At 35.8% G+C, this 12125-nt stretch carries 9 protein-coding genes; 4 read left to right on the top strand and 5 right to left on the bottom strand.

From position 1 onward, the window contains the following. Positions 1 to 62: 62 nt before the first annotated feature. The 4 genes from D7004_RS19510 (at position 63) to D7004_RS19525 (ending at position 6341) form a co-directional block, all read left to right on the top strand. Positions 63 to 812, top strand: coding sequence for a hypothetical protein (locus tag D7004_RS19510; protein WP_123207503.1), 750 nt, complete (start codon positions 63 to 65; stop codon positions 810 to 812). A 232-nt stretch (positions 813 to 1044) separates the two neighbouring features. After that, positions 1045 to 4248 (top strand): TonB-dependent receptor, encoded by a 3204-nt coding sequence (locus tag D7004_RS19515; RefSeq protein WP_123207504.1) that lies wholly within the window; start codon positions 1045 to 1047, stop codon positions 4246 to 4248. Between the two features lie 104 nt (positions 4249 to 4352). After that, complete coding sequence (locus D7004_RS19520) at positions 4353 to 6107, top strand: ABC transporter ATP-binding protein (protein ID WP_123207505.1); 1755 nt, start codon at positions 4353 to 4355, stop codon at positions 6105 to 6107. A 15-nt stretch (positions 6108 to 6122) separates the two neighbouring features. After that, complete coding sequence (locus D7004_RS19525; protein WP_123207506.1) at positions 6123 to 6341, top strand: PLD nuclease N-terminal domain-containing protein; 219 nt, start codon at positions 6123 to 6125, stop codon at positions 6339 to 6341. Positions 6342 to 7108: 767 nt separating this feature from the next. Here D7004_RS19525 and D7004_RS19530 read toward each other — a convergent pair. From D7004_RS19530 to D7004_RS21205, 5 genes are all read right to left on the bottom strand, one after another. Continuing rightward, positions 7109 to 8392, bottom strand: a complete 1284-nt coding sequence (locus D7004_RS19530) for an MFS transporter (RefSeq protein WP_123207507.1) — start codon at positions 8390 to 8392, stop codon at positions 7109 to 7111. 89 nt (positions 8393 to 8481) lie between these two features. Then, positions 8482 to 10587: an ATP-dependent DNA helicase RecG gene (gene recG / locus D7004_RS19535; RefSeq protein WP_123207508.1), complete on the bottom strand. Its 2106-nt coding sequence runs from the start codon at positions 10585 to 10587 to the stop codon at positions 8482 to 8484. Between the two features lie 5 nt (positions 10588 to 10592). Next, complete coding sequence (locus D7004_RS19540; RefSeq protein ID WP_123207509.1) at positions 10593 to 11495, bottom strand: EamA family transporter; 903 nt, start codon at positions 11493 to 11495, stop codon at positions 10593 to 10595. A gap of 2 nt (positions 11496 to 11497) precedes the next feature. Next, positions 11498 to 11878: a RidA family protein gene (locus D7004_RS19545; protein ID WP_123207510.1), complete on the bottom strand. Its 381-nt coding sequence runs from the start codon at positions 11876 to 11878 to the stop codon at positions 11498 to 11500. 12 nt (positions 11879 to 11890) lie between these two features. Continuing rightward, positions 11891 to 12028 (bottom strand): DUF6728 family protein, encoded by a 138-nt coding sequence (locus D7004_RS21205; protein WP_341867694.1) that lies wholly within the window; start codon positions 12026 to 12028, stop codon positions 11891 to 11893. Positions 12029 to 12125: the final 97 nt, after the last annotated feature.

The following is a 12125-nucleotide window of genomic DNA, read 5'->3' on the forward strand; positions in this document are numbered from 1 at the left end:
TTATTATCTTCTTTAATTTCCTTCTCACTCTTCATTTTCTACAAATTTCAATCAAAAAAACAATGGAAAACCAAATCGCTAAGATGCAGAAGGAATTATCATTACTAAAATGGTATGCCGTTATTTTAACATTCACCTTTATTGCTAGTGGACTACTTGCCTTCAAAAAATCTGGAATGCAACATTTTGAGGAAATATCAGCCGAAAGAATTAACATAGTTGAAAAGAATGGAGCATTGAGAATGGTTATTTCCAATAAAAGCCGTTCGCCTGAAGTATTGGCCTACGGTAAAGGCTTTACGCCACCTATTCCCGGCGGAACACGTCCCGGTCTTATTTTCTTTAATGATGAAGGCACTGAAAATGGTGGACTCGTTTTTATGGGTGGCAAAGACTCTACAGGTAAATATTCTGCCACAGGCCATTTATCTTTCGACCAATACAATCAGAACCAGGTACTTTACCTACAATATGCAGATAGTAATGGTGAGCAAAGTACTGGTCTGCATATTGATGATTGGCAAACTTCTCCTCCATTTTGGCAATGGCGGGCAGCTTATAAAAAAGCACAAACACTTCCCGATGGTAGTGAAAAAGAGGCATTGTTAAAGAAACTGATGGAGCCAAAAAATGGGCAAAAAGCTTACGCCCAACGCGTTTTCGTAGGCAAAGATGAGGAGAAAACGGCAATGGTTATATTAGCAGATCGTATGGGAAAACCGAGGTTAAAACTACTGGTAGATTCGAATGGAGTAGCTAAATTAAACTTTCTTGACCAAAATGGTAAAGTAACCTATAGCTTACCTAAATAATCAATCCAATCGGTTTAGAAATATTATTCTTTATCTAATGTAAACCTATATAAAAATGAAACATTGGGCTTGAATCAACTGACTGCAAAATTCCATCGATCAATTTCGATTTTGCTTTTTATTTTAACATTAAGCCATAAAACCTACAATTTCACAATCATTTCTTAATCTAAAATCGAACTTCAGTTAACACGGTAACATCAACTTTGCACCATAAAATCAGAAACTAATTATGGTCAAAAATTTACTATTCGCAGTATTAATGCTGTGTTTTTGTGTTTCTAGTTCCCTAAAAGCACAAACTACGCAAGCATCCATTTCAGGTATCGTAACCGATGAACAAAAGAAACCAATTCCTGGTGCTTCCGTTCAAGTAAGAAACAATTCCACTGGTTTTACAACCAGAACATCAACCAATGCACAAGGTGAGTACACCTTTAAAGAACTTCCTTTAGGTGGACCTTATTCAATCAAAGCGCAATTTGTTGGTTTTGGTGAGCAAACCAGAAGCGGCTATATGTTAAACCTTGGCGATGTGGTAAAAGTTACCATTTCTATGCAAGAAGCTTCGCAAAATTTAGAAGCGGTGCAAGTGGTGGCATCAGGTTTAAGAAACAAAGTTCAAAACTTTGGTGCTTCAACCGAAATCTCTGCCAAAACAATGAATCAATTACCAGTAAATGGTCGTAACTTCTCAAATTTGATGGATTTATCACCATTAAGTCGTGGCGGCGGTATATCTGGTCAATTGGGTTCTTCTACAAATTATACTATTGATGGTATGAATGCTAAGAATCCAACATCGGCGGGTAGTACAACCAGCAGAAGTGGTGCGCCTTATTCCATTTCAATTGAGGCAGTGAGAGAATTTAAAGTGGTTACAAATCAGTACGATGTAACATTAGGTAGAGCGGGTGGTGGTACCGTTACTGCCGTAACAAAATCAGGTACGAATGATATCAGTGGAAGTGCTTTCGTTTATGGTCGTGCAGATTGGTTAGCCAGTCCTTATGACATCAGAGGTATTAAACGTGATAATGAATTCTCAACTTATCAATATGGATTTACATTAGGCGGACCTATCATTAAAGATAAATTACATTATTTTGTAGGTTTAGATCATCAAAAGGATTCCCGCCCGTTAATCATTGCTGATATTAATGGCCCTGCTGATGAAGCTAGATTTAGAATAACCAATTCTACATTAGCTAATTTCTTGGCAATTGCACAAACAAAATATGGTGTTGCAAACACAGAGCAATACGGTTCGTTTGATAAAAAACGTGGTTCTGATGCAGCGTTTGCCCGTTTAGACTGGCAAATTAACGACAGAAATTTGTTAACCATTCGTGATAACTATACAAACGATAGAAATCCTTTGGGTTTAGCAGATAATACAGCAATTAACTTTTATGAGAGTTATGGTAATGATAAGAATGTTGATAACAGCTTATTGGCTACATTACGTTCGACAATTAATAGCAAAGTAACTAACGAATTAAAAGTTCAGCATTTATATACATATCAGGCGAGTACACAAAACGACCAACTTTCGTTTGCAATTCCAAGAGCAATTGTTGGTAACGTGCAATCTACTTTATCTGACGGTTCTGCTGCAAATACTGCTATTCAAATTGGTGGTCACCGTTTTGGCCAAGAAGGTTTTACCAATAACGTTTTCCAATTGGTTGATAACTTCTATTACAACACCGATAAAATCAAATACACATTTGGTGTTGATGTAATGTACACCAATGCAAAATCACTTTATGGTAGCGAGGTAAATGGTCGTTTCGAATATACCAATTCTACAACGGCTTCATCATTGCAAAACTTTAATAACTTGGTTCCAAATAGATTCTATCGTGAAGTTCCACTTGTTGCAGACCCAACCGTTAAAGCTGGAATTTGGAATGTAGCAGCTTATGGCCAAATGCAAACTAAATTGGCTAAAGGCTTAGATTTCGTTGGAGGTTTACGTGTAGATTATAGTATCTATCCAAAATCGCCTTTAAACCAAGCCTTATTTAATGCTATTGGTGTTAGAACTGATAATGAATTGAAACAGTTTTTGGTTCAGCCAAGAATTCAATTTAACTGGGATATCAATGAAAACAGAACAGACTTTGTTCGTTTTGGAGCGGGTATTTTCGGTTCAGATATAAATAATTACATGACCATTAATAACCTAACCTTCGATGGTAAACACTTCGCTACCGTTGATGCTTTTGCAGGGGATGTACCAACACCTAACTTTATTGGTTATAGAAATGGAACGGTTGCCACGCCAACTTTAACAGCTCAACAAGTTCCTACAATTAATACGTACGCAGAAGACGCAAAGGTGCCGGTGGTTTACAAAGCGAATCTTTCATACAGTAAATTACTTACAGATAAATTTAAAGTTGGTATTACTGGCTATGTTACCTTAGGCCGTAACAATTATATGTATGTTGATAGAAATATGGCGGCAAACCCATACTTCACTTTACCTAACGAAGCCAACAGAGGTGTATTTGTTCCTATAATACCAGCAAACGGTGCGGCAGATTGGAAAACAGGTCGTTTAAGTAACGCTTTCGGTCGTGTGTTAGAATTAAACAGCAAGGGTAGAGTAAATCAATTTGCTGTTGTATTAGATGCAACTTGGAATTATTTCAAGGATGGAGAAATCTCAGCAAGTTATACATACAATGATTCAAAAGATAACACATCTTATAATGGTAACGTAGCCAATACAGCAACTTTATCATTACCTGTGAAAGATGACCCAAGAGATTTAAGTAAAATGAGCTATTCTGATAATCATTTCAGAAGTAAAGTTGTTGTTTATGGAACTTTACCAACATTTTATGGCGTTACAATTGGTGTTCGTTACTCTGGAATTGGCGGCACACGTTACAGTCTATTATCTGGCGTAAATAATAACGGCGATTTTGTTGCTACTAACGATTTAGCTTTCATTTTCGACCCAAACAACACAAGCGTACCACAAAACATACGTACTGGTTTACAAACTTTACTAAACAACCCGGCCGCGAGTCAAAGTTTAAAAGATTATATCACAAAATACGCAGGTCAGATTGCGGAGCGTAATGGTGGTATAAATGATTTCTTTGGTATTGTTGATTTAAGAATAAGCAAAAAGTTTAAGATTTATAAAAACCATACTATTGAAGTTTCCGGAGATGTTTTCAACTTAGGTAACTTACTAAATAAAAAATGGGGTGTAAACGAAACTTTAGGAAGTCAGGCTTTATATGCATTAAATGGCACACCTTTAATTGCTGCAACACCAACTACACCAGAAATTCCTGCAGTTCCGAATTACAACGCAACTACAAGATCATTTAATTACCGTGTAAATAACGCTGGTATCGTAATCCCATCAGGTAATCCTTGGCAAGCACAAATTGGTTTGAGATACGGATTTTAATATAGAAAGTTACATCTGTATCTTTCTAAAAAGTCATAAAAAAGGGGAATGGATTTTTATCCGTTCCCTTTTTTTATGTTTGCATTAACAAACAACAAAACTTAATGGGATTATTATTAGACTACCTGAAAAACCACAAGTGGATTGTGGCCTTGGCGTTATTGCTTGCAGGTGTAAATATTGGCTTTTCTTTAATGGATCCTTACTTTACCGGTAGGATTTTAGATTTATACATTAACAAACGAGCATCATTCACAAGTAAAAGCACATACATCTGGGGCGCTTTAGGTTTCATTGGTTTAGCCATTGGTGCTGCAATGATTTCGCGTATTGCTAAAAACTTTCAGGATTATTTTACCAGCGTTATCGTACAAAAAGTTGGCGCCAAAATGTATGCTGATGGTTTGCAGCATTCCTTAAAATTACCATATCAGGTTTTTGAAGACCAGCGAAGTGGTGAAACCTTAGGCATTTTACAAAAAGTTAGGTTAGATTCTGAAAAGTTCATCACATCATTTATTAGTGTGCTTTTTGTAAGCTTAATTGGGATGGTTTTCGTAATTGTTTACTCCGTTTCCATCAGCTATAAGGTAACGTTAGTTTATTTCGCTGCAATTCCAATTATCAGCTTTGTAAGCTGGTTCCTAAGCAGAAAAATTAAAACCATACAACGCTCTATCGTTGGCGAAACAACTGCGCTTGCAGGTTCAACAACAGAATCTTTAAGGAATATCGAATTGGTAAAAAGTTTGGGCTTGGCCGATCAGGAAATTGAACGACTGAACAAAACCACTTACAAAATTTTAGGTTTAGAACTTAAAAAAGTAAAATATGTTCGAAGCATGAGCTTTGTTCAGGGCACAACCGTTAACCTGGTAAGGAGTTCTATGATTGTGGTACTATTACTTTTAATTTTCGACAATACCATTTCTCCCGGACAATACTTCTCTTTTTTGTTTTATTCATTTTTCTTATTTGGTCCGCTGCAAGAATTGGGCAATGTAATTTTAGCCTGGCGAGAGGCTGAAGTATCTTTAGGTAATTTCAAAAAGATTTTAAGTACATCGGTTGATAAAAAACCTGCCAACCCAATATCCATTAAAAAGATTAAAGAACTCGCTTTTAAAGATGTTAGCTTTAAACACTTAACTGCAAATAGAAATGCACTTGAAAACATTTCCTTCGATACACATAACGGACAAACCATTGCTTTCGTTGGTCCATCGGGTTCCGGAAAATCTACTTTAGTAAAGCTTTTAGTTGGTTTGTATCCTGCAAGAGATGGCGAAATACTCTACAATGGTACACGAAGTAACGATATTGATTTAGATGCCTTACGCGAGAAAATTGGTTTTGTAACTCAAGATACCCAACTATTTTCAGGAACAATTAGAGAAAATTTGCTATTCGTTAATCCAACAGCAACCGATGAAGAGTGTTATAAGGTATTGAATCAGGCGGCTTGCCAAACTTTATTAGCTAGAGCCGATAAAGGTTTAGATTCGTTAATTGGCGAAGGTGGCGTTAAAGTTTCAGGTGGAGAAAAACAACGTTTATCTATTGCAAGGGCATTACTTCGTCAACCTGATATTTTAGTTTTTGATGAGGCTACTTCATCTTTAGATTCTATTACAGAAGAAGAAATAACCAAAACAATCAGATCAGTTTCTGATTTGACTGATCACATTACAATTTTAATTGCCCACCGTTTATCAACCATTAAGCATGCCGATGTGATTTACGTTTTAGAAAAAGGTCATATCATTGAAAAAGGTAACCATGAAGATTTAATTGCTCAAAATGGGTTATATCAGGCCATGTGGCGCCAACAAATCGGCGAGAGAATTGTTGAAGCTTAATAAATCTTCATCGCAATGGTATTAGCACAAGTAGAAAGCAGCAATCAAATTGCAATTATTATAATTATCGCAGCCATACTTTGGTTAGCTCTTATAATAATTGCATTGTATCATATTTCAAAAAATGCATCAATGGCATTTCCAGTAAAAGTAATTTGGTTTGTAATCATTTTACTGGCGCCATTTATAGGTTCATTGGTGTATCTCGTTTGGGGAAGAAATAAAAGTTTTTAATTTTTTTGCCTTAAAGAACAGCCTTGAAAATTTGGAAAGCAATGACAGAAATACTTCGGTTTGTTTCTGCCCCGTTATTCCTCCAAGCGCTATGAAAAATAGCGGCTTTCCGTACTACCGGGTTTAGTTTGCAAGGTATTTCGCTTTTTTTAACGTTTTGAATGGCAGACGTAAATAATTATGCTGGGCTGTGTTAATTAAACCTGACTGTACGAAAATACTTTTTGCTGAACTAACGCTTCATTTTTATTGCAGGAATTACCCAAAAAGATTGTAGGGAAGGCAGGATTGACATTAATCTTGCTACTGTAATTGCTTTTCAAATAATTTATATAGAATTAACATTCGCTAGAAAACTACTTTTTAATACATCATTATCGTTTAATTTTTACCTTAAAGAATTGGAAAGCAATGACAGATATACTTCGGTTTGTTTCTGCCTCGTTATTCCTCCAAGCGCTATGAAAAATAGCGGCTTTCCGTACTACTGGGTTTAGTTTGCAAGGTATTTCGCTTTTTTTAACGTTTTGAAGGGCAAACGTAAATAATTATACTGAACTACGTTAATTAAACCTGACTGTACGAAAATACTTTTTGCTGAACTAACGCTTCATTTTTATTGCAGGAATTACCCAAAAAGATTGTAGGGAAGGCAGGACTGACATTAATCTGAATACTGTAACTGCTTTTCAAATAATTAATATAGAATTACAATTTTGCTAGAAAAAAAGCTTTTAATCCGTGATAACTAATCATGAGACACACAACTAAATCTTACTCGTATGCTCGTTTATATCCTGCAAACTTAATTTCGTAAGTGATTTTGTTTTAAACCAGGTAATAAAAGCAATTCCAATTGTCATACTTCCGCCAAATACCACAGCAGGAACAGTGCGCATTAGTTTTGCAGTTAAGCCCGATTCAAATGCACCGATTTCATTTGAAGAACCGATAAACATACTATTTACTGCTGACACCCTTCCCCTCATTTCATCGGGCGTAAGCAATTGCATAATGGTAGAACGGATGATTACGCTCACGCTATCAAAAGAACCTTCTAAGAAAAGGAAAAATAGCGTTAAGTAAAAACTTTTTGATAGTCCGTAACAGATAATACTCAAACCAAAACCGGTTACTGCAATTAGTAGGTTTCGCCAAGGCTTATTCATTGGTGAAAATCTGGTCATGGCAAGCATGGTGATTACAGAACCTGCAGAAGCTGCAGCTCGCATAAAGCCTAAACCCTCCGGACCAACCTTTAAAATATCGTTCGCAAAAACCGGAAGCAAGGCAACCGCTCCACCAAAAAATACCGAGAATAAGTCCAAACTCATTGCCCAAACCATCATTTTGGTTTTAAACACAAATTGAATTCCTTCGGTTAAACTTTTTACAATTCCTTCTTTAGGTATAAAAGATGGCGGGTGAACATTCAGAAAGAAAATGCAAATCAGTGCGATAAAAATAAATGTGATGATAACGACATAAGTTACGGTTATCCCGAAGAAACCATAAATCAATCCTCCGGCTGCAGGACCTAAAATGGAAGCCATTTGCCAGCTGGAACTACTCCAGGTGCTTGCATTTGGATACAACTCTTTAGGTAAAATTTGCGCCATGAGCGAAAAAGTTGCTGGTCCGAAAAAACCCCTAGCTAAACCAATACCGAAAACCATAGAGTACATAATTGGCACAATGTATCCAACCGGTACATATCTATGCATGTAAGTAGTTGTTACCGCCAACATAATTAATGAGCACAGGAAAACACCAGAAAATATTTTTAATAGTAAGCCTCTTTTTTCACTTTTATCTGCAATGTAGCCGCCATACAAAGCAATTGTAATGGCAGGAATAGCTTCGCAAAGACCGATTAAGCCTAATGCCAATGGGTCTTTCGTTAAATGATAGATATAAATACCAAGTACAACAGCTTGCATTTGATAAGCAAACGTAAAGAAAAAGCGCATGCCGAGGTAAGACCTAAATTCTTTATAACGCAATGCTGCGTATGGGTCGGGTTTAGTTAAAATGGATTTAGAATCTGCCAATGAAGTGTGTTTAAATGCAAAACTAAGCTTTGAAAAACAAATAATAGAACGGAATAATAAATTTGTACAATAGTTACTACAAAATGATATTATGATATTTTATCAAAAGAAATTCCTCTTTCCAATTTTTGCAAATGCGCTTTAAGTGAAGAATGTTCTTGTTTTTCCAATTGGGGATCAGTTTCAAAAAGTTCGATAACGGTATTTCTAGCTTCGGATAATATAATCTGGTCTTTAGCTAAATCAGCCAGTTTTAAATCCAGCACACCACTTTGCTGTGTTCCGGTAATGTCTCCCGGACCTCTAAGTTGCAAATCTATTTCAGAAATTTCGAAACCATTATTGGTTCTAACCATCGTTTCTAAACGAACTTTCCCTTCTTTGCTCAGTTTATTACCGCTCATTAAAATACAAAACGAATGATCAGACCCTCGTCCAACCCTTCCACGTAATTGGTGTAATTGCGATAAACCAAATCGCTCTGCATTTTCGATAACCATAACCGATGCATTGGGCACATTTACACCAACTTCAATTACCGTTGTTGCAACCATTATCTGACTTTTACCATCAATAAACTGCTGCATTTCGAATTGCTTATCAGCATTTGGCATTTGCCCATGCACGATGCTAATTTGATAATCTGGTCTTGGAAATTGATAACTTAATTGTTCAACGCCTGCTTCTAGGTGTAGCAAATCCAACTTTTCACTTTCTTTTATTAAAGGATAAACGATATAAACCTGCCTTCCTTTTGCAATTTCCTGCTTCATAAAGCCGAACATCCTTAATCTTTGCCCTTCGAATAAATGCCTAGTTTCAATAGGTTTTCTTCCAGCAGGCAATTCATCAATTACAGACACATCCAAATCTCCATATAGCGTCATGGCTAAAGTTCTGGGTATTGGGGTAGCGGTCATTACCAAAATATGCGGTGGAATCGTGTTTTTCCTCCATAGTCTTGCCCGTTGTTCAACCCCAAAACGATGTTGCTCATCTATAACAACCAAACCTAAATTTTTAAATTGAACTTTATCTTCGATTAAAGCATGTGTACCAATTAAAACATCAATCTCACCAGATTCTAATTGCTCGTGTAAAATTGTTCTATCTTTCTTTTTTGTGCTTCCGGTAAGTATGGCAACCTTCACCAAATCATCAGTTACCAATTCGGTAATAGAAGCATAATGCTGCCTGGCAAGGATTTCAGTTGGCGCCATCATACAAGCTTGGTAGCCATTATCATTTGCTAAAAGCATGCTCATCAATGCAACCGCTGTTTTTCCACTTCCCACATCACCTTGCACCAATCTATTCATTTGTACACCACGCTGTGTATCAATCCGAATTTCTTTAACAACACGTTTTTGTGCATTTGTTAATTCGAAAGGTAAAAACTCTTTGTAAAAGCGATTAACTTTCTCGCCAACTTTATCAAACTTTACGCCTTTAAATTTTAACTGACGCAGTTGCTTATTGTGTAGCAATTGCAATTGTATAAAAAATAATTCTTCGAATTTCAATCGCCGTTCAGCTGCATTTAAATCTTGCTGGTTTTTCGGAAAATGAATGTTGAGTAAAGCGGTTTTTTTATCGCAAAGCTGATACTTGCTTAATATATAGTGTGGTAAATTTTCTTCCACCTGCGGAATAACCTGATCGAGTAATCCTGCAATTATTCTTTGCAAACCTTTCGAATCTAACGTGAATTTTTTAAGCTTCTCGGTAGAATTATAAACTGGCTGCAAGGTTAGATTTCCCCTGCCCGCGATTTTGTTATGATAAAGCTCCATTTCAGGGTGAGAAATACTAAACGTCCCATTAAATAACGATGGTTTCCCAAATGCAACATAAGCAACGCCAACTGTGATATTATCTTCCACCCATTTTAAACTCTGGAACCAAACCAATTCCATTAGGCCGGTATCATCTTTAAAAACCGCTACAATTCGTTTGGTTCTTTTCTCACCTACAACCTTCTTACTAATTACTCTTCCAATAATTTGGATGTATTGCGAATCGAAATTTATCTCATTAATTTTGAAATATTTGGTCCTGTCGATATATCTGAAAGGATAATGGGATAAAATATCTTGATAAGTGAACAGACCAAGATCTTTTTTTAAAACATCAGCACGATTTGGTCCGATGCCTTTTATAAACTCAACGGGGGTATTTAATATCGAGTTATACAATGTGGTTACTGTTTCTTGTAAAAAACACTTTTAAGCAATTGCAAATTAAAAATAAAAATCGATAACAGTAAAAGCAAGTAAGCAAATAGCTGGTGGATATCAATTTTCTCTTTAAAATAAAAAAATGCAACTGCAAAAGCAACTATTGGATTTAGGTAAATTAAGATTCCTAAAGCGGATGATGGCATCCCGACCAGCGCATAAGAATTTAAAAACAAAGGAATGATGGTAAATACAATAGCGATTAAAAATATGTGCCACCAAAAAAAGGTTTCAGTTGGAAAAGAATTACTACTAAACAAATACATCGGCAGCATTATTAATCCTGATATGATTAATTGAACACCAAGGAAATTAAATTTATCTACATTTTGGATAACCTTAAGCGTAATTACATAAAGTGCATAAGATGATGCAATAACAATTGCCCAAATTACTTCCTGTAATGAACCCGTAGCCAATAAAATAATACTTGTAAATGCAATTACTATCGCGATTACTTTAGTTTTAGTTAAGCGCTCTTTTAGGATAAGAAAACCACATAAAGCGGTAAGCAGTGGGCAAACCATATAAGCAAATGCAGCCGCTTTTAGGCTTACACTATTTACAGCATAAATATAGGTAAACCAATTGCCGGTGATTAGTAATGCAGAAAATATAGTGAGCAATAAGAGTTTTCTCTTTCCTTTTGATGTAAGCGATTTAACGTAGCTTATATCTTTTTTAAGTGCTTCTTTTCTGAATATAAGAATGGTTGTCCACACCATTAGGATGGAAATAAATATTCTATAATATAAAATCTCCTGAGGTGGGAAATATTTTATACTTCGAAGCGGGATAGACATTGTTCCCCAGATGATATACGGAATAATGCCAGCAAGAAAGTATTTGCTTTTACTTGCTGCCAAAATTATTTAACTATGGCTATGACAGAAATTTCTACATTAACGTTTTTAGGCAAAACAGAAACTTGCACGGTTTCACGAGCAGGAAAATCAGCAGTAAAATATTGCCCATAAATTTCGTTAACCTGAGCAAAAGTACCCATATCACTTAAAAAAATTGTAGATTTTACAACATTATCAAACGTCAAGCCAGCCTCTAATAACACTGCTTTAAGATTTCTCATAACCTGATGCGTTTCATCATCAATATTATTGATGTTTAATTCTCCACTCTCTGGGTTGATGGCTACCTGACCAGACACAAAAAGGAAATTTCCAGCTTGTACGGCCTGACTATATGGACCTATGGGTGCAGGTGCATTTGTTGTTGTAATTATTTTTTTCATAAAGTATTGTAGTTATTTAGCAAGCCATGGAATAAGCTTGTAGATTATGCCGGCAAGAAATACAGAAATAGCCAATGCATTGATAAAATGCATTATTTTCAAATTAATGTTATCTGGCCTGTTCGGATCTTTTTTCCTGAAGAAGTACATAATACAAACTTAGGTAAAAACCTTTATACAGAAAACTAAAAGGCATAAAAAAAGTCCCGATTTGCATCGGGACTTTTTTATAAACTTTATATTGAAA

This window comes from Pedobacter jejuensis, from assembly GCF_003725795.1.
GTDB lineage: Bacteria > Bacteroidota > Bacteroidia > Sphingobacteriales > Sphingobacteriaceae > Pedobacter > Pedobacter jejuensis.